Source organism: Geomonas limicola (assembly GCF_014193675.1).
In the GTDB taxonomy this organism is placed as follows: domain Bacteria; phylum Desulfobacterota; class Desulfuromonadia; order Geobacterales; family Geobacteraceae; genus Geomonas; species Geomonas limicola.
The window spans coordinates 288,349-311,074 of the sequence record NZ_BLXZ01000001.1; the positions used below are offsets into that span (position 1 = coordinate 288,349).

The following is a 22,726-nucleotide window of genomic DNA, read 5'->3' on the forward strand; positions in this document are numbered from 1 at the left end:
CGGTCCCGTTGAGAACGGAAAGATGCCAGCCAGGGTCTTCCGTATGAGGAATGAGTTATGGAATGGAAAGTCTTGAGACGTCTCGCTGCTGCGCTACTGCCGTTTTGTGCCGCAGTGGTCCTCGCCGGCACCCTCTCTCCAGTTGCCAGCGCCCGTACCCCGTTGCGCGTCGGTGACCCGCCGCCGGCGGTGAGCCTCCCCGACCTGGCGGGCCACTCCTTGCGCATACCCGACGATGTGCGGGGCAAAGTCGTGGTTATCCATTTCTGGGCTGCCGGCTGCAGTTCCTGCAAGGAGGAGATGCCGGCCATGGAGAGTTTGTACCGGAAGTTTCAGAGCAGGGGACTTGCGATTCTGGCGATCAATGTCGGACAGCCGCGCGCTGCGGTAAAAAGCTACCTCCAGGGGTTGGGGGTGAGCTATCCGATCTACCTCGACCAGGATACCCGCGCGGCACGCGAGTACGAGGTGGTGGGAGTCCCGAAAACCGTGATTCTCGATCGTAACGGCGTGGTGCGCTACAAGATCATGGGGAGCGCCACCGCCGCGGCACTGACCAAGCTGGTGACGAGCCTTATGTAACTTCCGCGTCCACCGGAAACCGGAGCGCCACGGAGAAACCACAGCGTAACCGAGCGAAGCCCTACCTCGAAAAAAACCTTTGCTGCCGTATTCCGTGCTCTCCGTGACTCCCTGGCAAAAACAAAAAGGCGCCTGCAACCGTTACGGTGCAGGCGCCTTTTATGTCTCGTGAAGGTAGCTGCTCTGGGTGAGCCTCAACCCCGGACCGGGGTCCTCAGCCTCATCAGGCGCCCTTCCCCGTCGCCTGTTTCTCACACTGTTCGACCACTTCCTTAAGCCAGGCGATCTCCGCCGGGATGAACGGCTTGGCAAATTCGGTCTCCACGTTGAGCGCCCAGTGCAGCGGATCGGCACTGGTGGCCGCCAGGACATGCCCCGGCACCTCCACGTAGGTTACCTCCTTCTTGGCCCAGCCGTTGAGCCGCTCCAACGTGTCGAACAACAGAAGGTAGTCGTTCCCCTCGTATTCCAGGATGAGCGGAGCCACCCGGTTCTCCCCTTCTGGGGCCACCTCCTGCGTGGGATCTTGCTCCTCCTCCCAGGTCGGCACAAAGAAGCTGGCGTTGAGGAAGAGGTCATAGTACTTGGATTGGCACTTGGGGTCGTCCATATTCTGGCGCAGTTCAACCAGCGCCTCGTCGAGTTTGGTCATGGGATTCCTTTTAAAGAAGTTCTGGATTATGCGTTCTAGATTGAAAGTATGGGGAGCCAGAGGGCGCTCCCCCTGGCCTTCTGCGTTAGCAGGCATCAACCGGCACGGTAGCGGTATACGGCATCTTTGTCAAGCGAATCCCGGTGATTGCGAGGCCTCCCCCTCCTCACGGGACAGCACGCTGGCAAGCTTTCGGTAGCCGTCTTTCATGACCACGCGGGCCAGTGCGAGCGCCAGCGGGTTGATCTTGCAATAGGCCGGCAGGTTGAGCAGCTTGCATCCTTTTTTCGATTTCGAGTTGTCCAGGGTAGGCACCCCGCTGGGAAGACCGGTGAAGACGTAGCGGGCATCGGTTTGCGCGGCGCCCAGGCGCAGTTCATGGGTGATGAAGTCCACCACGTTGAGTTTAAGGCTCACGTCGTCGGAAAACAGGTTGTCGCCAAAGATCACGTCTTCCACCTGGTACGAGGTTTCTACCGCACAGAGCCTCCCCTCCAGGTAGATGCCGAGCTTGTAGATCCTGGGATGACAGTAGAGGTTTTCCGACCACGCCCTGAACCTGTCTTTGATGATCCGCTCCTTCTTGTACCAGTACCCGGTACGCCGGTAGAAGTTGCGGTACACCTGGTAGCCTGCCTCCACGAACTCCTCGAGATCGGCAATGGGTCGGGCGGTGAAATACGAGAGACTGTCGCGGGTGATCTTGCGGCGGCGGGTGCTCAGGGTATCGAGGGAGTAGTTCCTCAGGTCGTCGTGGACGTGGAAATTCATCGTGGTTGCCTTGGCGTACTCCGGCGGCACCAGGTGCATCACGCCCCCCAGCAGGGCTTTTGTAGGATAGCGACGGCTCCAGGGGCGGATCTCGTGAAATAGGAACAGCGGTAGAAAGAAACAGGGACGCGGCTCCATCCACCAGACACCATCGACCTTCACCAGCTTGAGTCCCTCGCGCAGCCGGTAGCCGGCATACTCATCGACGGTCATCGGTTCCCAGTGCATGCAAACCTCCAGGATTAGACCTTTACAACCCAGGGAAGTCTACTTTATGGCTTCCGCGGTGTCCACCTCGACGACAGGAATCCCCAATTGAGATCCGCAACGCGAAGGGGTTCGCCTGACGGGAAGACAGTTCTTGATGGTGATACCATCCCCCTCGTCGGACCGGCAGCAGGATCACCTACCGGTAACTAACAACACACTCAACTGAACCGACACCGGTTCGGCATAAACGGAAAATGCCACTGTCACCCTTCAAAAGCCGGTTTTGCTCGACCGAACAGAAAAGCCCTGTCACAGCGACAGGGCTTTTCTTGTTTCGCGATCCTGAGAGGCTTCCGGTTACCGGAACGTCAGAACTTCTTCGGGAACTGCTTGGCAAGGCCGCCGGCCAAGGCGTCGGCGATCATGTACATGTGGTCCTTCATCATTTCCCAGGTCCGGGCTTCCGAAGCGTAATCCTTGGCCGCGAAGGCATCGATCTGCTGCATGTGGTGCGCACCGTGGGCGTAGAGGAGCCCTTCCAGGGTTTCCTGTGGCCAGTTCTTCGGGTTCGCTTTACTGAGGAAGCTCGCGATCTCCGTCGCATTCCCCTTGATCCTGTTGACCGCGGCATCTTTACCTGCCTGGCTTCCGGCATAGGAGGCCGTCAGGTACTCCTTGATCGCGCCGTAGTGGCCGGCCAAAAGCCCGAACAGCTTGTCGGCGGCCGGTTTGCCGTAGAAGGGGACCACGGCGTCGGCGATGGCCCGCGCGTTCTTGACCACGTTCTCCTCAGCTACCTTGGCGGCGGCGGTGTCGCCCACCCTGGTGCTATAGGCCACGTTGCGCACCCAGAAGATGTGCCCGGCCCACAGGTCGTGGAGCACCTGGCGGGTTTCTACCAGCTTGGGAGACTCGGAAGCCACCTTTCCCTTGTCCTTGGCGAGCGCCGGTGCTACTGCCACCACTACCAGCGCCGACAACATCAGAACCGATTTTAAAGCATGCCGTAACATGGTGATTCCTCCTCTTGCTGCGCGGGGAGAGCGTCCCGCTCCCCCGCACGTTCCTTGGCACCGGCCTCAGACGGTCTACTGTGACCGCCCTTCCCGGCAACCGATCTCCAACCGCAGCAGCACCTTGTGGACGATTCGGTCACAACGGACCCCGTCGAAGGAGAAGGCATCCACGGCCGAGGTATCCAAAAGCTCCAGAAGCTGCTGCTGCAGGATCTTCTTGGCCCGGTGGTACCGGGTCTTCACCGTATTTTGTTCCACCCCAAGGCATTGCGCCGTTTCCGCCACCGACATCTCCTCGACGCCGCACATGATAAATGCCATTCGGTAAGCCTCCGGGAGCGCATCGATGGCATTCTCCAGTATCCTGCGCATCTCGCCTCGAGCAGCGAGCAGTTCCGGGCTGGGTGGGGTGTTAGAAAGCTGAGCCATATAGTTCGCCTCCTCGCTCCGGATCGGGTCGTCGAAGGAGACCCCCTCGCCCGCCGGTTCCGCGCGGCGCAGGCGCCCCAGCGCCACGTTTACCGTTATCTTGGCGAGCCAGGCCGACAGCGGCCCCGTCCCCTGGTACTCCCCGAGCTTTTGGTAGGCGTGGACATAGGCGTCCTGTACCGCATCCTCTGCATCAGCGTCGCTTTGCAGAAGGCCGCGGGCGATGCGGTACAGGCGCCGGTTGTTCCTGCGCATGATCAGTTCGAAGCGGCGCGGATCCTCCTCGAGGACCTGACGGACGATTTCCCCATCAGAAAGTGCTGCTGTCATATCCAACCCGCCCTTCTCTGCCATGAGCCTAACCTCCCTGGTTAACCCTTTCACTACCATAGATGCATGGAATACCAAAAAGGTTCCCGTCTGCGAAACTTTATTTTCGCGTAGCGGTGTACTTCATTCATTGGGGTGATTCAAATGGGCGATGACTTCGAGTGGGCCGCCAGGTTCCCGGTGCTCTGACCAGGTTTTGATCTGTAGTTTATAGGAGGAGTTTCAGGAAGAGTATGACACGGAAACGGATAGGGCACCCCAGGGGAGCACGGGACTACCTCTGCCCTCTGCGGACCTCGTGACCTATCTCGTCCAGACAGGCACGGATCGCGGTGACCAGTGCCTTAAAATCGATCGGCTTCAGTATGTAGTCGTTTATCCCCAGTTCCATGGAAAGGCTGAGGCGCCTCTTGTCACTGTGGGCGGTGAGCAGGATGATCTTGGTCTCCGGTTGGAGGGCCTTGATCTCCGCTGCCAACGCGATGCCGTCCATCCCCGGCATGGTGATGTCGCTGATGACGATGTCCGGAAGGTGTTCCCTGAAGACCTCCAGCCCTATTACCCCATCCGCAGCCTGCAAAACGGTGAGGTAGGCAAACTCGTGGGAGATCAGGCGACAGCTGAGCTCCAACGACTCCGCATCATCCTCAACCATTAACAGCTTCATCCGGGTCTCCCTTCCCGACGGCGCTGCGGCAGGTTATGCTTACCAGCGCCGCCTGGCGAACATCTGCTCGACTCGTGCGTCTGCGGTTTTCAGCTGAACTACCTGTTATACCCATTATCTTCCGATGGCCCACGTTTTGCCATGTATCCGAACAGCCGGGTCGCGCCCGGCCGCTCACAACTCCCAGTGAGGTCGGTACGCTCAGGATTTTTCACGACGAGGTTCGCGGTACTTGATCGTGGAAATGTACCAGGCGGGGTGAATTGAGTGCGATGGAGAAAAGCTGACAGCGGCAATCGGTGGTTGCAGGCGCCGTTACCGCTGTCAGGCTGGCTGCTGAAGCGGATCAGATGCATTCCGGATCGGAAATCCTTGGTGAGTGCTGGGGAGTGCCAGGTCTTGATACGCCTGCTCCGGAATTACCGAGCATTCAAGACCTGGCACCGCAGAGCCTTCGGCGGGTGGTCCTTCACGGCCGCCCTCGTGCCGGTGCGACTTCGTTAGAGCATCATTTCCCAGTTAAAGGGATAATTTCCCGTGCTGCTCTTCCCGGATGCGCCAAGGTATATCCCCTTTGCTTTCAGCCACCAGGAGCCTTTACGGTCATAACCGCTTTTGAAATGGAATGCCAGATGATCCCGCCCCAGGGACGGGTGGTTGTCGTCCCAGCAGTCGTCACTACGGGTGCTGCTGTCGACGTCGATCTTGATGTAGCAGACGATGGAGTTGGTACCGGGTGCCCAGCTGGGATACCACTCGCGATACCCGACATGCCACCCTTGGTGGTACTCCGTGTTGAAGGTATCGCCCTTGCTCGGCTTGAAGATGTCGTCATCGACGACCTTGCTCAGGTAGTACGACTTGAAGCCGCTCTCCCGCGCCTGGTGCTCGGTGTGGTAGGGCCAGTTTTTCTGCAGCTGTACCAGTTTCAGGAAGAAGGACTGCCGGTCGATGAGGGCCGAGTACTTGTCCAGCGCGTCCTTGACGTTTGCACCGTAGCTCTCGATCAGCGCCCTGTCCTTGAATATGGTCTGCCGGTTGTCGCTTATCTCGTTGACCAGGTTGTCATAGGCAACTGCGTAGTCGTTCTGGACTCCCGCCTGGAAGGTACTGGGATCGAGCCCCACGATGGTCTTCATCCGCGAGGAAAGCGCCAGGTAGTCCTTGGTAAGGTTCCGGGTCGCACTGAAAACACAGGAGTTGACATTGATCTCGGTGGCGACGGCAGCCCCGTCCGGCATCTGGTTGAACCTGAGCATGTAGGCATCGAGCGGCGCGCGGTTTTCCTTGGTGCAGGACTGGATGAACGCCTTCAGCTCGTCGAACATCTGGTCCGGGGTGGTTCCCGCGGAAAGCTTGGTCTCATCCCCCCCGATGGTGCTGCGCTTCACCTCGACGGTAGAGTTCTGCGTCGCCTCCCTGAACTTGGCCTTGAACTCCTCAGTGGCATCGAACTTGTAAGTTTTCGACGCCTCGGTCAGCTTCGTCTCGATGATCCGGAGCTGTTCTGCGGAGGCGGCGGTGATGTGGAGGGTTGCGATGTACTGTGCGCCGTACCGGGCACCGGCAATGAAATAGTCGCCGTATTGGTTCCGGAAGTCGCTGTTATTTTGTGCCAGGTACGTCTTGGCGGCGGGAAGCAGGGTGTAGGCACCGCCAGCCGGATCGAAGAGGCGGTATTCGGTCTCCTTGATGTAGTACTTGAGAATAAGCGTGGCTTCCTTCTCGGAGTACTTGATGTTATCCGTGTACGAGCCGGAGGCCTTGAAGGTTACCCCGAAACTGCTGAAGGTCGTGTTGAGCCCGGCCTGGATCTCCTGGGTGTAATCTGAATCGGTCTTGATGAAATAGATGTTGGTGTCCGTCTTGGTGCTGGCATTGACAGGGGCCGGTGGGGTGAACGAGGAGACGGCCTGCAGCTTGTTCGCCGGAAGCCCGGTGGTCGCATCGATCCCGTACCCGAACTTGTAATCGGAGTTCCAGGGGATATCCGCAACAAACGGGCTCAGGGAGGTCTTGTCGTTGCACAGGGAACCACTATGGGCGACGGTCAGGTAGGTGACCGCTGCGTCGAACGCCGGTTTTGCCGAGGCCAGGAAGGTCTTGGGGCTGCCGTCACTGTACCACTGGTCGACATGCTGCCGCATCTCCCCCCTCAGGTACACGATATCTTCCGGCGTGTAGGTGCTCCCGTCCGGCGCCAGGTAGTCGACCGCCAGTCCGTTTTTGTTCTCGTCCTCGATGAGGTCGAAGCGGTACTGGCTGAGTTCGCCCAGGTCATTTGGCTGCTCGCTTTTCACCGAGAGGTAGTGCACCCGGCTCTCCTGCGCAGTAAAAGAAAGGACCACCATCTCCTGACTGTCACCGGACGAGTTGGTAACCGGGAGCATCTCGGTGTCGCCGACTACGCTGGCGACCCCCTGGATCATCTCCTCATCATCCGGGATGCCGAGCAGGTAGCCAACCTTCCCCGTATAGACGCTGAGGTCAGGGGCGAAGGTCAGGGCGCGCCCGTCCAGCTTCTGTGGATCGTAGAAGACCACGCTGTAGGTCTTGCCCGCCTCCAGCTTCACGGCGTAATAATCCGGCGTGTTAAGTGCATCCACCGATCCCTTGAAGGTGGTCTGGGCAGGGTACGGCGCGGCTTTGCCCAGGGCGGTGTCCATGGTGTCATGCGTTGAGGTTTGATCAGCCTCGCTGCAGACCGCGAAGGCGGTGTTGCCGGAGTCGGCCGGGTAATCGTCCAGGACGTCCGGCGTTCCGTCTCCGTCGGCATCAAAGGCAAGCGCCACCGCCTTGACTGTTGTTGCAGCGCCCCCCCCTCCTCCGTCGCTGCACCCTGTCAAAGCCAGGGGTACAGCGATCAGCAGCATGAGAATCGTACCCTTAACGTAGCTTCGTCTCATAGGTCACCCCCACCTTACTGCATGGCAGCGCTGCGGGAACGCTCGCCAGGTAATGGTGGACGCCCTGCAACTGGTACAGGAAGCTCGCTCGTATCGGCTCCGGGTCTGTAAAGTGTTCGACAGGGGAAGGTGGTGGGGGAAGCAAGGGGCGTGCGGTACCGGGGAGAGGCGTCCTGATCGAAGAAACTGCAGTTACCAAGGGCCAGAGCCGCTCAAGGCGGGTGACTCTCAAGGCTTGCCGGGCTAGGGCTTGGCAACGACAGCCGGGCAAGCCGGGATGTGTACCGGTCAGGAGGCGCACGGGGAATCGCCCTCATTCCAAAACTCCCGTGTCCGGCGAGAGCTTGGAGATAGACCTGGTGTTCATCGGGCACGACATATAAGACAAATCTTACCAAACCTGAAACAAATAACAACTCTTCTTAAATAAAAACAAGAAAACAGAGAGCGCTAAAACGGTCACTGACAGTGGGAAAAACTTTTCTCACAGCAGGCGCCCTCTCCTTCTTGCCTGTCCGACTTCCTGAGTATCTTTCCCCTACCCCAACAAGTTCGGAAAGGTCGTTGAGAGACCGGTAAGGATAAACTGGACTCCCAGGGCCAGGGTGATGAGGCCGAAGATTTTGGTGAGCACGTCGAGCCCGGTGGACCTGAGCACCCTGGCAATAATCGGCGCTTTCAGAAAGGAAAACCAGATGACTGCCGTAACGATAGCGATAGCCAGCAAGATCAACAACTGGGTGTTGATGTCCCGGGTACTCGTCGAGGAGAACAGGATGATGGTCGACATGGTGCCAGGCCCGGTAGTCAGCGGTATGCCAATCGGGATGATGGCGGTGGAGACCACATCCGAAAAGCTGTTATTCACCACCGACGGCTCCAGCTTCTCGTTGCTGACACTCATCATGGAAAATCCGGTCTTAAGAAGCAGCAGTCCACCTGCAATCCTGAAGGCAGGAATGCCTATCTCGAAAAAATTGAGCACCGCAACACCGGTAAAGAGCGAGACAACCATGGTGGCAAACGAGGTCAAGGTGGCGATGTTGCAGACCTTCAGGTGTTCCTTGGGAGAGAGGTTCCTGGTAAGCGCGAGGAAGAGAGGAATTGCCGCTACGTTATTTGCTACCGCGAACAAGGCAAGTACGTAGTGTTGCAGAGAGGTTCCGATCAAAGTTCTTGTCATAGTAGAGTTACTTTCTTTATTTTCATGTGCGCCAAGCTGCGCATCTTTCCCGCCCCTCATTTAAGCGGCGGTTCTGCTGTCCGACGTTACACTCCTACCCATCGGCAGAAGGCCATGTAACATAAAGGTCGCTGCCAGTGAAGTCAATAAGGGAGAATCGCTTAGCCATAGCGCTTTTGGGAGCAGTCCTCCTCGCGCCGCGACCGTCACGTGTTGGAATCGACGTTCACGGGTATCAGTATTTCGTTGCGCCGCAGGAACCAGAGGGTAAAGGGAGGATTGTAACGGGCCCAGACCGGTTCACCGACCGCGCTGAGGTTGTTTTCGCGCAACCACCCCTCCAGCAGGTTCCTGTGCGCCAGATACCTTTTCTCACTCCAGAAACCGGAATAACGGACAGCGGCAACCTTGCGAGCCGGCACCCAACGCAGCTTCAGCTCCGGATTATCCGGCACGGGGATGGTTTCCATGGTGTACGAAGCCGGCATCACGAAGCTGACGGCCCATTTGCCCTGACGCGGTTCCTGGCTCACCGGAGCAGTCATGGCAATTTTTTCACCTGTGGCCCCCTGCGCTACCGGTGCGGTCATGGGAATTTTACTCCGTGAATGGTTTTTGCCCGAGATGTAATCGAACAACGGCCGGAATGCCTTCCGGCCGGCATCCTCAAGATCCCCGTCGACCGCGATCTCAACCAGGATCTGCGCTTCATAGTGCCGCAGTTCAAATATCCCGTCACTCTTCAACACCGTGTAGGGTGCTTCTTCCGTTGCCATAGCCTTAGGTACCCCCGTCAGCAGAAGTGCCACCATACCAACTACCGTAAGAAGATGTTTCATGTCACCCCTCTCCTGGCGCCCGTGCAGGCTCGTGAGATATTTCCAGCGACCTAACTTCTCCATCCACGTTTGTTCCCTGGCCCGGGTGTCGCTAACGCCGTTCCCGCTTACTAAGGGAAACGAAACACCGCAACCTCCTGAAAGGAGGTAACCAGATTGATGCTGACAATCTGCACCCGAAACAGCGCATTGCCTGGAGACCGGGCGAAATCGCACAGATCGGGGTGGCGCTCAAGGTAGCGTTCCAATGCCTCTTCGCGCAGGCCATCGACCAGTTCCTCGGCGCTTCCGAGCAGGGTTGCTGCCGCCGCCCGTTGGAAATCGAGGGCGGTATTGCTGCGGTTGTCGATGAGGAGCGAAACCTGAGGGTTACTCGACAGGTTGGCCCATTTGCGGCTGGAGCGTGGCGTGACAAAAAAGAGCTGGTGCAAATCCTCGCTCATGGCAAAAGCGACCAGGCTGGCATAGGGGTGCTGTCCGGCAGCAGTGGCCAGTACAGCCAAAGGTTGGCTGGTGCAAAGATCACGCAGCACCTGGTTTACTAGTATTTCCGTCATCGATCTCGTTGCTCCTGACTGTTCGGCTACCTGCGCATCCTGTATCACTCAACCAGGGCAGGATAGTCGGTGTAGCCTTCCCTGCCAGGGGTATAGAAGGTCGCCTGGTCCGCAGCCGCAAGCGAGGCACCGGCCCGGAAGCGCTGCACCAGGTCGGGGTTCGCTATGAAGGGCCTTCCGAAGGCCACCAGGTCCGCCGCGCCGCGCTCCAGGTCGGCGGTCGCACGCTCAGGAGTGTACCCACCGCTTAAAATGATGGTTCCCCCTCCGGTGTTGCGAAAGGCCTCACATAAGGCGGACATCACGACTCTATCCGGTTCGGGCGCCCCCATGTCGGAATGATCCACCAGGTGGAGGTAGGCCAGCTCCAGGGCACCGAGCCCCGCCACCAGTTCGGTGTACTGTTCGGCAATACCCAGGTAGGCTCCGCTCATGTCGTTGAACACCCCGTACGGGGAGAGACGGATACCGGTTCTGGCGGAGCCGATGGTGTCGACGACGGCCCGAGCCACGTCCAGGGCGAACCGGTTGCGACAGGTGGCATCCCCTCCGTACCCGTCGTCCCTGTTGTTGGAGCCGGGGTCCAGGAACTGGGTGATGAGATACCCGTTGGCGCCGTGGATCTCGACACCGTCGAAGCCAGCTTCAATGGCAAATTCTGCGGCACGGGCGTATTCGGCGACCGCCACCGCGATGTCATGCTCGGTCATGGTCCTCGGGACGTCGTACGGGACCTCCCCCTTGACGTCGCTCCAGACCTTCCCTGCCAGGGGGATTGCAGAGGGGCCGATAATTTCCGCGCCTGTCTTCAGGTTCACAAGCGAACCGACCCGGCCGGTATGCATGATCTGCAGGAAGATGCGCCCCTCACGTGCGTGAACCTCATCTGTCACCCTACGCCAGCCTGTTCTTTGTTCCGGGGTAAAGATGCCCGGGATACGCGCGTAACCGAGGCCATTTGGGGAGGGAGAAGTCCCTTCGGTAATGATCAGCCCCGCCGATGCCCGTTGCCCGTAGTACTCTGCCATGAGGGGGCCCGGGATGTTGTCGGTTGCCCTGCTGCGGGTCATGGGAGCCATGACGATGCGGTTTTGCAGCGGAATGCCGCGAAGCGAGAATGCACTGAACAGTTTCACGTAAAGCCTCCTTGGATGCAATGCACAGGACCTGAGGCCATCTATAGCCTTGGCAGGTGATAGGCAGCCGGAACGATAGGATGAAGTCAAAAGCGCCTGTGACAATAATTCCTACAGTGCAGGACCTTGTACCACAGAATAATGTCTACACAAGAATACAGACCAGTACTTCAGACAGAAATCGGGGAGCCACCATAGATAAAGTCCCCCTCGATGTCTGAAAAACAGCGCTAACCCGGGCACTGCGTGGCCAGAAGTTGCCCCTTCAGTTGATTTCCTGGCCTACAGTGCGTTTGCTAAATTTGACAGTTTCCGGTAAATTGCACTCATGGTCCGGTCCCGCCGGTGCCGTTTGACTTTGTAGCATCATTCCCCTGCATACCCTGCCGATGAGGCGATCACACCAGGAGGCACTACTCGAAAATGATCTGCCCGTACTGTAAAGAAACGATTCTCGATGGAGCCATCAGGTGTCGCTACTGCGGCTCGATGCTGAACACTGCGCCGGACGGGTTCAGTGCCGATTTGGTCGATGACGCAGAACTCCGTGCCTTCATCGGGAAGAACTCCAATTACTACACCGACCAGTTCGAGAAGTTCACGGTAACCGGCCGTGAGGAGTTCGCCCCTACCTGGAACTGGTCGGCCTTTGGCTTCACCTTCGTCTGGATGCTGTACCGCAAAATGTACTGGCAGTCGGGGATCACCTTCCTGATCTTCTGTGTTCCAGGCGTCAACCTACTGCTCCACATCGCCGTGGGTATTGTCAGCAATTACCTCTACTACCGCCATGTGATGGGGAAGATCACCGAGCTGAAACAGACCTCGACGCCGCAGAACCTGGCCCCTGCCCTCCTGCAGTTCGGCGGGGTTCACAACTGGGCCATCACGGTCGGCATCGTGGCACTGGTGATTCTGGTACTGTCGATGTCCTTCATGTTCGCCATGTTTTCGACACTCGTCTTTGGTGGTATGCACTGAGAATAGGCCCGTTCCTTACCGCGAAACCCCACTTGCACCCGTTCGGATTCCCGCAATTGGCAAACCAACAAAAAAGGGGACAGGCACCTTACGGAGCCAGTCCCCCTCTCCCACCGCTAGTCGCCCTCTTCAGATCATCTCCTTAAGGACTCTCCAGCTTCAGCTTACGATACAGTGTCGCCAGACTGATGCCGAGCTTCTCCGCGGTGCGCGCCTTGTTGTCGCCTAAGGCATGCAGTACCGACTGGATGTACTCCCGCTCCACGGATTCCAGGGACCGGATACCGCAGGCAACGGAAGGCCTGAAGGTGGCCTCGCGTACCTCGGGCGGCAGGTCCTCGACCTCTACCTGGTTGCCCCGACACAAAACCACCGCGTACTCGATGGCGTTTTGCAGCTCGCGGATATTCCCGGGCCACGAATAGCCGAGCAGCTTGTCGGCCGCCTTGTGGGTGAAACCGGTGACCTTTTTGTTCATCCCCTTGGCCAGCGGCGTCAAGATGAAACGGGCCAGGGGCAAGATGTCCTCGGTCCGCTCGCGCAGGGGCGGAATCTTCAACTCGATCACCTTTAAGCGGTAGTAGAGATCCTGCCGGAACGTCCCCGCAGCTACGGCATCGTTCAGGTTCCGGTTGGTCGCCGAGATGATGCGCACGTCGATCTTGCGCGACGCGTTCTCCCCGATGCGCCGGATCTCCCTTTCCTGCAGGGTCCTCAAAAGCTTGACCTGCATGGCCGGCGAGACCTCGCCCACCTCGTCCAAAAAGAGCGTCCCTCCGGCCGCCGCCTCGAAAAGTCCCACCCTGTCCCGGTCGGCTCCGGTAAAGGCCCCCTTGACGTGACCGAAGAGCTCGCTGTCCAGCAGGGTCTCCGAGAGAGCGCCGCAGTTGACCGCCAAAAACGGTTTCTTGGAGCGGTTCGACTGCCGGTGCACCTGCAACGCCATCTGTTCCTTGCCGACGCCGCTTTCTCCCGTGATGAGCACCGAAGAATCCACCTCGGCCACCAGTGCGGCGAACTCGAGCACCTTCTGCATGGCGGCACTCCTTGAGATGGAATAATAGGAACCCTCGCACTCGTTGCGCAAATAGCCGAGGTCGTGCCGGTAGTTCTTGAGGCGTTTCTCTGTCCCCAAAAGCTTCCTGCGCAGGTCGTCGCAGATCGACTCCACCGGCTTCATCTGGTAGTACGCCAGGTGCGGCTCCAGCTCCGGTCCCCACTGCTCCCGGAATTTCCCCCTGATCCTGCAGAACTCGTCCCCCTTCGCGATGCACTTGTCCTCGATGAAATAGACCTCGCGCCCCTCCAGGTACGATACGTAGCCGCTGGCAAAGGCAGCATGCCGCCAGCAGACCGCCTCCTTGGAAAGCCCGGAGAGCATCAGGTGCTGCTCGGCTTCGTAGGAGTCCTTCATGACGGTCTCGACCAAGGGTTCGTCACCCAGACCGTCGGTACGACGCCGGCCGATGACCTCGCCGATCCCGTGAAAGGCGCTGAGCATCGGCCCCAACTCCCCCTGCTTCGCCTCCGCCCAGGCCTCCGGCATCTCCTTCTGGACGGTCTGCGCGAGCCGCCAGCCGTGGGCGTACGAAGCCCGGGTGAAGATGATGCGGAAGGTCTCCGGTCCCAGGACCTCCAAAAGATCCTTGCGCAAGAGACTCTGCGCCGCGGCATCCACCAGGTAGACACGCTGTCCCAGGAACCGGATGACTCCTCCCTTGGGGTTGAAAGAGAAGAGTTCGCGGAAATCAAGAAGGGATGTTTTCATCGATGATTCTCCATGCCGTATACAAAATAACCTGATTTTGAATGGTTATAAGACTTCATTCTCAAATTTGAGAAGACCTTTCTCAGATTTAAAGTCCCAGGTCAATAGGAAATTTTGAAAGTCACGTAAAGACAACCACCTACAAGGGAGGGGGTTGCTGGCACAGCTGGTGCTATCTCCAGTGCACCGCCCGACTCGAAAGTAACTGCCAGCGCCCGCTTTGGGTGTTCGAGGTGAGTACCCCAAAGGGGGTGCGGATCATCACTACACAGGAGGAAAGAATGGATCAGGATACTCCGCAGCATGAAAAGGAAATGGACAACTACACACAGGAAGTGCTCGAGCGCGGCGTCTCGCGTCGAAGCTTCCTGTCGCGCACCGCGCTCGGTGCAGCCGGCGTAGGTCTGCTCGGGGTTGCCGGCTTTGGGGCCAAGAAAGCCGAGGCGGCCGAAGGCAGCGAGGCGCTCGAGTTCGCCAAGAGCTCGGACGGGGGTGCCACGCTCTCCTTCATGCCGAAGCCCAGGCCGATCTCCGAGAAGGAGATCAAGACGACCCTCACCTTCGACGTGATCGTCGTCGGCGCTGGTGCCTCGGGCGTACCGGCGGCCCTCTCCGCCGCGGAGAACGGCGCCAAGGTGGCCGTGATCCAAAAGCACCCCATGCCCGTTTCACAGGGGAACACCGGCTCAGGCATCGATCTCGCCACCAGCGACAAGGCGGGTATCGAAGCACTGGTCGCGAAACTGATGTCGGACAACAACCACCGCTGCAACCCCGCGCTCTTGAGGCAGTGGGCCTACAACTCCGGAGAGGCAGTGCGCTGGGTGATCAGCCGTGCCAAGCAGGCCGGCTCGCCGGTAGTGGACCAGGGGACCGCTCCGCAGCACGGCATCGCCAAGGTGAACGGCTACACCTTGAACTACGTCACCTCGTTCTTCGGTCCCAAGCCCTACACCGCCGGCGACGGCATGCGTCACCTGGCGAAGACCGCTGAGAAGGCCGGCGTCAAGTTCTTCTTCAACACACCTGCCCAGCAGCTGGTGCAGAACAAAAGCGGCGAGGTAATCGGGGTCATCGCCAAGGGACGGGACGGCAAATACACCAAGTTCCTTGCCAAGAAAGGGGTGATCCTGGCGACCGGGGACTACCAGAACAACGAGGCGATGTGCAACTACTTCATCCCCGACCTGAAGCACTTCGGACGCAAGCAGATGGACCGCACCGGCGACGGCTTTGCCATGGCGTACTGGGCAGGAGGGGTCATCGAGCCTATCGGGCACACCAAGATGCTGCACGACTTCGACGCGGGTCCGGCATCCATGTGCGACATGCCGTTTCTCGCCGTGAACCGCGAAGGCAAGCGTTTCGTGAACGAGACCGTCGACATGTCCCTTTTCAACAACTACCTGCGCGATGCCAAGAACGCCGGGCACTACTGCCAGGTCTTCGACGCGAACTACATGACCCAGGCTGCCAAGTGGCCGGGCAAGCTGGTACCGCCCGAAGGGCTGAAAAACTACATGCCTGACGACCCCAGCCCGAAAAAGGGTGTCTTCGATTCCCTGATCAACACCCACGTAGCCGACACCCTCGAAGAGCTCGCCAGGAAGCTCGAGATCGACCCGAGGAACTTCGTCACCACCGTCAAGCGCTACAACGAGGTGGTCGCCTCGGGCAAGGACAGTGATTTCGGCAAGCCTGCCGACCGGCTGATCCCGGTCCTGCAGCCCCCGTTTTACGGCATCCACCGCCGGGTCCGCGTGTCGACCATCTGCTCCGGCATTCTGGTCAACGAAAACCACCAGGCGCTCGACGCCGACGGAAAACCGATCAAGGGGTTGTACGCGATCGGCAACCTGGGAGGCGGATTCTACGGTGGCGTCGATTACCCCCTCACCGTGTTCGGGCTGTCCCTCGGGCGCTGCTACACCTTCGGGTACCTGACGGGAAAACACGTGGCAAAGCTGTAATCGAGGGCGCCTGACCTTTACGAGCTAGAGGTCGATGTGAGCCGTCGACCCAAATTTACTGATCGGAGGAGTAATGAAGAACACAACTGAACAAAGGCGGGGCTTTCGCTATGGTCCTGCACTGATTGCCCTGGTGATCGGGATCTGCGCCGGTGGAGTTGTTGCGGCCCACGCAGCTGAAGCGAAAGGTGAGGAGCTGGGTAAGGTGCACGCCGGTGCCGGCATTGCCTGCGCGATGTGTCACGTCGACGCCCAGCACCCCCAGCCGGTACCGATGGAGAAGTGTCTGAGCTGCCACGGCGAGACCAGGAAGCTTGCCGAGAAAACGGCCAACGTAAAACCGCGCAACCCGCATGAGAACCGGCACTACGGTACCGAAGCCGATTGCAACATCTGCCACCACCAGCATAAAAAATCGCAGAACTTCTGCCTCCCGTGCCATGAGCGGTTCGACTTCGTCGTCCCCTAGCCATCCGGTTCAGAAGAGCATTCCCGCCCAAGGGACCGACAACCGTCTTAGATTGACCACTACTTTAAGGATTACGGGAGAACGATAGATGAAAAAGCAGCTTTTAAGTGCGTCCCTTATCGCAGCAGCCCTTGCCATGACCACACCGGCCCTCGCCCTGGAAGTCACCCCCTACGGCGCGGTGCGGGTCGGTACCTGGTACACCGCCAGCACCTATTACGCCTATCCCGGCAGCGCCACCGCAACCAGCCCCGCACGCGGAACGGCACAGCACGACGGCGACTTCAGTCTCGACCTGCAGGGGGACAGCCTGTTCGGTTTCCGCGCCAAGGAGGGCGAATTCTCCGGTGTGGCCGAAATCGGTGCCTACAACCCGAAAAACCGCAGCGCCGGACTTGAGCTGCGCCTGTTGTTCGGCGAATGGGACTTCGGCGGCGGCAAACTGCGTGTCGGCTACGCGCCGAGCCCGTACGTCTTCCGCTCCGAGCAGACCTTCGACAGCGACGGCGGCTTCAACGGGTACGGCTCTTTGTGGGACGGCCGCTGGGCGCAGATCAAGGTCACCGCGAATAACGGCCTCTATCTCGCCCTCATGAAGCAGGGGACCGGCACCGCGCCGCCAGCTACCGGCAACGACCTCATCGTGGTCCCGGGAAGCACCACCGCCGCTGTGAACGGCAACAACTGGAACGGCACCGCCTTCACCAATACGGCGACCCAGTACGCTGCAACCAATACCAACTACGACACCTTCATGCCGAAGACCATCCTCGGCTACGAAGGGAAATCCGGCGTGGTCAGCTACGGCGGCGGTGTCGCGGGTAACTTCTTCAAGGTGACCTCCAGCACCAATGACGCGGTCGCGTACCAGGACGAGATCTACTCGTACCTCGCCTTCGCGCACTGCAAGATCGATCTCGCCCCGGTGGAGATCAAGCTGAACGCCTACAGCGGACAGAACATCGGCAACCTGATGAGTAACCCCGGTGCGGCCAACGGCTCCCTGTACTTCAGAAACAACGCCGGCCAGACGGCCAACGCCTATACCTACGGTGGCTGGGCCCAGGTAGGGTACCTGATGAACGAGAAGGTCAAGATGTTCGCCGGTGCCTCGTACGAGTCCAACGACACCCATCTGACCTCGGCTGACGAGCGCATGGCGGCCTTTGCCAACGTGCAGTTCGCGGTGACCAAGAACCTGAAGATCGTTCCGGAGTTCTCCTTCCTGAACGACATGACCAACCGCCTGGGCCAGAAAGAGCCGCGCATCTACGCTGCCGGCGCCAAGTGGGAGATGACCTTCTAAACGTGTTTCACGACGGTTCACCCTAGGTGAGCCTCCTCGGTTCCGGGGGGAGCGATCCCCCCGGCTTTTTTCCCCGGGATCTCGAGATTCCGGGGAGCACCCGAGTTCGACCGGCCCCAACCGGCCGGTCACAGCAGGAGGTAGTATGCTGCGCCGCACACCGTGGTTCCTTTTCGCACTGCTGTTGGTCATCCTGGTCAGTGCATCCGTACAGGGGGCCAGCCTGGGTCAAGAGGTTGCCGACGACTTCGCCCCCCGCTCCGGTTACCTGGTCCGGCCGGCAGGGGACAATTACCTGATCGACCTGGACGCGCGGCAACAGGTTGTCGCCGGCGACCTCTTTGCGGTGGTGGTGCCGGGCGACCCCGTCGTGCATCCGGTCACCAAGGCACTGCTTGGCAGTGAGGACATCGTGAAGGGGCTCTTGCAGGTGACCCGCGTGAAGGCAGGGTACTCCGAGTGCCGCGCGCTGGGGACCGTCTCCGGCATGAAAGGGGGCGATACGATCCGTCGCTTCCAGAATATCGAGGCGAAGTTCTGGGACTACACCGGCAAGGGTAAGAGCCTCTTTCGGGAATTGCAGGCCCGCTTGCCGCTTCTGCAGTGGCAGGATTACCGCTCGACCCAGGAGCACCGCCCTGCCCAGCCTGCTCTTGCCGCGGGCGAAACCGCACTCTACTTCATCTTGGCGGGGTCAGGACTCGAAGTCCGGGCCCCCGATTTTTCGCTGCTGCACCGCTATCAGCTGCGTGCTGAAACCGGAGCAGCCGACACCTCCGCAGCAGCAACCGTCCCGGTGCCGGCAGCCGGGTCGGCAGCGACACCAAGCACTCCGGCGCCCTCTCCTGCCTCCTCGACCGTCCCACAGCGCATCTGGAGCGGGCCAATGGTACAGGGAACCCCCGTCGGCCTGGAAGTCGGCGATTTCGACGGCGACGGCAGGCAAGAGATAGCGGTTGCCTTCGGGGACCACGTGGAGATCTTCCGCCTGGTCAGGGAGAACCTGCAGCAGCTGGCAGTGGTTCCCATCGAGAGCTCACTCAGGGCCTACCATCTGGACGGTGCCGACCTCGAGAAAACCGGCAGGATGCAACTCTACCTCTCGGCGCTCACCGGCTCCGGGAACCCGGCGGGTCTCGGTATCGCCTGGCAGGACGGGAGCTATCGTATCACCCGGACCAAGATCCCCTGGCACCTGCGCCGCATCAGCGTACCCGGCGAGGGACCGGTGCTGGCCGCCCAGAAGATGGGGATCCAGGGGCGGGAGTACGCCGGCCCGGTGTTTCGGGTAGGGCTCGCAGGAGGCCGATTGGTCGAGGGGGACCGCATCGCAGGGCCCGCACACGCGAACCTCTACGACTTCATTCCGGTGGGCACCAAGGAGCTAGCCTCCTTTGCGAGGTTAGCTGCCGACGGCTATCTGAAGCTCAGCACGGCAGATGGTCAGGAGCTTGGGGAAACGGTCGAAAAAACGGGAGGGAGCGAAGCACATCTGGAATTGGACGACGAGGCCGCAAGCGGTGGAGAGACCCGCATCTCCTACCTGCCGGCACGGTTCGAGGCAACTGAACGGGGCGAGATCCTGGTGCCGGTGAACAGCTCCCCGAGCCTGCTCGCCCGGGTTAGGAGCTTTTCCAAATCCCAGCTGCAGGCCCTGGTGTTGCGCGGCGGGACGCTGCAGGAGGCCTGGCATACCGAGCCGGAAAAGAGCTACCTGGCAGATTTCCGGCTGGCGGAGGCAGCCAACGACGGGAAGCTGCGTCTTATTACCGTGGCAGCATTTCCGGAACGCGGGCCGTTCACCTTCTCGCGCAAGGCCGCGTTGCAGGTCTACTCGCTGCCTCAAACCGGCACCACACCCTGATCCCGGAGCACCTGGCGCTAGCCAGGACGTCTGCAACGTCCGCCTAACAAAAGAGGCGGGGAGCTACTCTGGCTCCCCGCCTCTTTTGTTGTGTGCAGCAACGCGTGCCTCAGTATCCGCCGTTGGGGGCGTTCCTGTCGAGGTACTCGCGCATGGCCTGGTACTGCTGCAACTCCTTCTTCAGGTAACTCAATTCCTCGGCACTGTAGACCTGGTTTCCCTTGGCAATTTCCCGCTGCAGCCGTGTGATCCGGTTATCAATGGAGTCAACATGGTTGGAGCAATCGGCGTTGTCGAGCCTTGCCACCAGCAGGCATTCATCCCGCTGGGGCTCGGGTTGTCCGGGCTCCGCGCTTGCGGGCCACACTGGCAAGATCCAGATGCCAAGTGCCGCCGTCACCGACAGTAATCGGGCAGTTCGCATCGTGATGCCTCCTTATCCACTGGTTCAGTGGGTATTTCCGGAGGAGCGTAGAGACGGTTGGGGCCCTGCGCTTACAGCCGGCCAAGCGTCCCCCCTTTGCGAAGGGGGAGGGAAATTTGCCGGTAGGTGAGCTCTCCGAAATTCCCGGATGAACCTCATAAATAGGGGAACCGAGAGCTCCAAGAGCCTCGGGACCCGCGTTTGGATGCTTCCAGGAATTCATGGTAGGAGTGTCGTTGACGGTTGTCAAGGAAGCGGTTCCCGGGAGCGTGGAGCTCGGGTCTGTCACCCCCGACTCATTTCATGCTGTTTGCCAGGTCGAGCATCACCTGGTCGGCGCTGTCGATGCGGATCAATCCGGCACGGGGGAATTCGAGGTCGAGTATGACATACACGGTGAGCGAGATGATCGCGGAAAAGCAGACCACGTGGAGCAGGCTGCGGCGCTTGCCGCAGGCCATGCCGTACCCGGCAAGGAGTGCCCCCGCCAGGCTCAGCCCGCACAGCATGATGAAGACGATCCGGGGTGGGTGGTTCTGGGTCGCCACCTGGCGGGTGGTGGTTATGTCGATCATGTCGTTGAGCGCCGGCAAGAGGAGCATGGCGGTCTGGGACGGTACGCCGGGCTCGTGGCTGGCGCGAACTGCCTTGTCCCAGATTTCGCCCTGCAGGCGCCCCGCTTCGGTCAACTTGGGGCCCCACTGTGAGACCGGGCTACGGTAGGTATCCGTGCGCAGTTTCAGGTAGCGGCGCATCAGGTCGCGCAGCTCAGGCTGCCTGTCCTGGGGTACCAGGTCCAGTCGCAGGTAGGCGGTGCCGATGCAGTTGGCCTCCTGGCCGATCAGGTGGCGCCGGTCTTCGAAGCGGCTGGCAGCCCCGGAGAAGGTGAAGGCGATCAACAGCCCCAAGAGACCAAAGACCGCCCCCTCGATGGCGCTCACCCCCTGGTTGGCCGCCGGATCGTGCTGTAGAAAGGCAATGCCGATGCGGCGCCCCACTTCGAGGCAAAACAGCATACCGACGAAAAGCGCTGCTGCAGTTGACAGCGCGAGGTAAACCTGGTCCATGTGGATCCTCCCAAAAGGCCCGGAAAATGCGGGGCCGCAAGCCGCGTCTCGGCTCACTAGGCGGTAACACCCGGAGCGCCGCTGGCCTCTTCGAACATGCGCGCCAGACGCGCGATGGCGGGCCAGTCGGCATTGGCTATCTGCTGGCCGTGGGCCAGGTTGTTGCGCAGTGACTCCAGGTCCGCCACCACCCGCTTGGCTGCCTTCACCGAGGCAAAGCCCAGCACCTCAAGGAATCCGTCGTTGTCCATGAGGATCTGCAGCTTGTCGGAAAACTGCAGGCAGTCCAGGAGGGTGCCGGGCATCTTGCGCCGCTGACGTTCCAGGTAGAGGGCTTCGGCCTTGCTGCGCCGTCCTTCGGTGAGCAATTCCTGCCAGGCCGACGGGTGCCAGTATTCCCTGATGGCGCCGGTGGCGAGGTTATCGATCACCATGATGAGACCGAAGAGCCACATGCGTGCCGCAGGTTTTTCGATATCGAACCGCCCGATCACCCCGATGATCTCCCGCTCCAGGGTCACGAAGCAGTGCGAATGGTAGGTAAGGGAGTGGATAATTTCCGCAAGCGGTGTTTCCAGAGAGACCAACTGCAGCGAAGCAAAGCCGCGCGGCTCCCCTACCCCACCCTCGTCGTCAATATCCTCCTCGAGGAGGTATCCGGTAAGGTACCCCTCTTCGCGAACCCCCACTACGCCTACGCCGGGCTTGCTGAAGCTTTCCCGCAACTGTTCCCAGGACACGCCGCGGTCGAAGGAGCAAAGCGGCTCGAAGATGCTGCGGGCGCTGAAGCTTTCGGTGAACAGTTGCAGGCCGCGCATCTGCCCCAGGGCCTCACTCAAAGGGGACACGGGGGTCGCGTCCCGCACCGCGACCGGCAGCAGGGCCGGCGGCACGTCGAGCCCCAAGCTTCGTGCACATTCCGTCACGGCACGCTGCGCTTTCTGGTACAGCTTGGTGTTCCCCTCGGTGAGCACCTCGAGAAGCTGGAACATCTCCGGGAGGTAGGTACGTGCGAAGCGGGGATCGTGGCGGGCGATATCACGCGTGTTGTCGATGATGTCGGCAAGCTTCACCGTCTTGGCGCGCGGCGAGGCCGCGGCCAGGTGCCGGCGGTCGATCTCCTTGCGAGCGGCACGGTTGCCGTCGCTGACTCGGCTGATGTCAGTGAGTTCCGCAACCAGGGTCATCACCACTTTCCCGAAGTCCCGTTCCAGTTCCTCGAAGGTAGCCGGGGTGTCCTCCACTGTGTCGTGCAGCCAGGCAGCCGCGACGACTTCAGGTTCACAGCCAACCTGCGCCACCAGATCGGCGACAGCTTTAAGGTGCACCGGGTAGGGCTGATGCGTGTACTTGCGGCGCTGGTTGATGCGCTCGTGCATTTCGGTGGCGTAGAGTCGTGCGCGCTGTATCAGGTCGTTAGTCATAATCTATCCTGCAGTGGTGTTTATAAAAATCGGCGTTACTCTGGACAATTGTGCTAATCAAGAACCGTGAGTGACAGATATGTAAAGTTCAGCCACTTCTAGCACCAAGCTTCTGTAAGCAATAAACAACCGGAGCGGAAGTTTATGAGTATGGAAAGTCGTTCAATAGTAACAC

At 60.0% G+C, this 22,726-nt stretch carries 20 protein-coding genes; 6 read left to right on the top strand and 14 right to left on the bottom strand.

Annotated features, from left to right (window positions below; all coding sequences use genetic code 11):
• Positions 1-57: 57 nt before the first annotated feature.
• Positions 58-582, top strand: a complete 525-nt coding sequence (locus H7688_RS01150) for a TlpA family protein disulfide reductase (protein WP_183359189.1) — start codon at positions 58-60, stop codon at positions 580-582.
• Between the two features lie 223 nt (positions 583-805).
• Here the strand turns inward: H7688_RS01150 and H7688_RS01155 are convergent, their stop codons facing one another.
• From H7688_RS01155 to H7688_RS01200, 10 genes are all read right to left on the bottom strand, one after another.
• Entirely contained in the window at positions 806-1,234 is a 429-nt protein-coding gene (locus tag H7688_RS01155; protein WP_183359190.1) for an SseB family protein, read from the bottom strand.
• A gap of 129 nt (positions 1,235-1,363) precedes the next feature.
• Positions 1,364-2,233 (bottom strand): hypothetical protein, encoded by an 870-nt coding sequence (locus tag H7688_RS01160; protein WP_183359191.1) that lies wholly within the window; start codon positions 2,231-2,233, stop codon positions 1,364-1,366.
• A gap of 350 nt (positions 2,234-2,583) precedes the next feature.
• Positions 2,584-3,228, bottom strand: a complete 645-nt coding sequence (locus tag H7688_RS01165; RefSeq protein WP_183359192.1) for a hypothetical protein — start codon at positions 3,226-3,228, stop codon at positions 2,584-2,586.
• A gap of 75 nt (positions 3,229-3,303) precedes the next feature.
• Positions 3,304-4,014 carry an RNA polymerase sigma factor gene (locus H7688_RS01170; RefSeq protein WP_183359193.1) on the bottom strand — a complete coding sequence of 237 codons (711 nt, stop codon included), beginning with the start codon at positions 4,012-4,014 and terminating at the stop codon, positions 3,304-3,306.
• Positions 4,015-4,264: 250 nt separating this feature from the next.
• Entirely contained in the window at positions 4,265-4,657 is a 393-nt protein-coding gene (locus tag H7688_RS01175) for a response regulator transcription factor (RefSeq protein WP_183359194.1), read from the bottom strand.
• Between the two features lie 500 nt (positions 4,658-5,157).
• Positions 5,158-7,563: a hypothetical protein gene (locus H7688_RS01180; protein WP_183359195.1), complete on the bottom strand. Its 2,406-nt coding sequence runs from the start codon at positions 7,561-7,563 to the stop codon at positions 5,158-5,160.
• 538 nt (positions 7,564-8,101) lie between these two features.
• On the bottom strand, positions 8,102-8,746 hold the full coding sequence (locus H7688_RS01185; RefSeq protein WP_198424445.1) for a MarC family protein: 645 nt from the start codon (positions 8,744-8,746) through the stop codon (positions 8,102-8,104).
• 206 nt (positions 8,747-8,952) lie between these two features.
• On the bottom strand, positions 8,953-9,585 hold the full coding sequence (locus tag H7688_RS01190; protein WP_183359196.1) for an SOUL family heme-binding protein: 633 nt from the start codon (positions 9,583-9,585) through the stop codon (positions 8,953-8,955).
• 110 nt (positions 9,586-9,695) lie between these two features.
• Positions 9,696-10,142, bottom strand: a complete 447-nt coding sequence (locus tag H7688_RS01195; RefSeq protein WP_183359197.1) for a pyridoxamine 5'-phosphate oxidase family protein — start codon at positions 10,140-10,142, stop codon at positions 9,696-9,698.
• A gap of 44 nt (positions 10,143-10,186) precedes the next feature.
• Positions 10,187-11,278 carry an alkene reductase gene (locus H7688_RS01200; RefSeq protein WP_183359198.1) on the bottom strand — a complete coding sequence of 364 codons (1,092 nt, stop codon included), beginning with the start codon at positions 11,276-11,278 and terminating at the stop codon, positions 10,187-10,189.
• Positions 11,279-11,767: 489 nt separating this feature from the next.
• Here H7688_RS01200 and H7688_RS01205 point away from each other — a divergent pair, with 489 nt between their 5' ends.
• The gene (locus H7688_RS01205) at positions 11,768-12,259 is read left to right on the top strand and encodes a DUF2628 domain-containing protein (protein ID WP_183359199.1); all 492 of its coding nucleotides are present in this window, start codon (positions 11,768-11,770) and stop codon (positions 12,257-12,259) included.
• 142 nt (positions 12,260-12,401) lie between these two features.
• Here the strand turns inward: H7688_RS01205 and H7688_RS01210 are convergent, their stop codons facing one another.
• Positions 12,402-14,027, bottom strand: a complete 1,626-nt coding sequence (locus tag H7688_RS01210; protein WP_183359200.1) for a sigma-54-dependent Fis family transcriptional regulator — start codon at positions 14,025-14,027, stop codon at positions 12,402-12,404.
• Between the two features lie 281 nt (positions 14,028-14,308).
• On the opposite strand from H7688_RS01210, the gene H7688_RS01215 reads away from it, so the two are divergent.
• The 4 genes from H7688_RS01215 to H7688_RS01230 all read left to right on the top strand — a co-directional run bounded on the left by H7688_RS01215 (position 14,309) and on the right by H7688_RS01230 (position 19,636).
• Positions 14,309-15,997, top strand: coding sequence for an FAD-dependent oxidoreductase (locus H7688_RS01215; protein ID WP_183359201.1), 1,689 nt, complete (start codon positions 14,309-14,311; stop codon positions 15,995-15,997).
• 73 nt (positions 15,998-16,070) lie between these two features.
• Positions 16,071-16,466 carry a cytochrome c3 family protein gene (locus H7688_RS01220; RefSeq protein WP_183359202.1) on the top strand — a complete coding sequence of 132 codons (396 nt, stop codon included), beginning with the start codon at positions 16,071-16,073 and terminating at the stop codon, positions 16,464-16,466.
• 88 nt (positions 16,467-16,554) lie between these two features.
• Positions 16,555-17,772, top strand: a complete 1,218-nt coding sequence (locus tag H7688_RS01225; RefSeq protein WP_183359203.1) for a hypothetical protein — start codon at positions 16,555-16,557, stop codon at positions 17,770-17,772.
• 145 nt (positions 17,773-17,917) lie between these two features.
• Positions 17,918-19,636: an FG-GAP repeat domain-containing protein gene (locus H7688_RS01230; RefSeq protein WP_183359204.1), complete on the top strand. Its 1,719-nt coding sequence runs from the start codon at positions 17,918-17,920 to the stop codon at positions 19,634-19,636.
• A 109-nt stretch (positions 19,637-19,745) separates the two neighbouring features.
• Here H7688_RS01230 and H7688_RS01235 read toward each other — a convergent pair whose 3' ends face one another.
• From H7688_RS01235 to H7688_RS01245, 3 genes are all read right to left on the bottom strand, one after another.
• Complete coding sequence (locus H7688_RS01235) at positions 19,746-20,060, bottom strand: hypothetical protein (RefSeq protein ID WP_183359205.1); 315 nt, start codon at positions 20,058-20,060, stop codon at positions 19,746-19,748.
• A gap of 296 nt (positions 20,061-20,356) precedes the next feature.
• Complete coding sequence (locus H7688_RS01240) at positions 20,357-21,127, bottom strand: bestrophin-like domain (protein ID WP_183359206.1); 771 nt, start codon at positions 21,125-21,127, stop codon at positions 20,357-20,359.
• Between the two features lie 56 nt (positions 21,128-21,183).
• Positions 21,184-22,551 (bottom strand): HD domain-containing protein, encoded by a 1,368-nt coding sequence (locus tag H7688_RS01245; protein WP_183359207.1) that lies wholly within the window; start codon positions 22,549-22,551, stop codon positions 21,184-21,186.
• Positions 22,552-22,726: the final 175 nt, after the last annotated feature.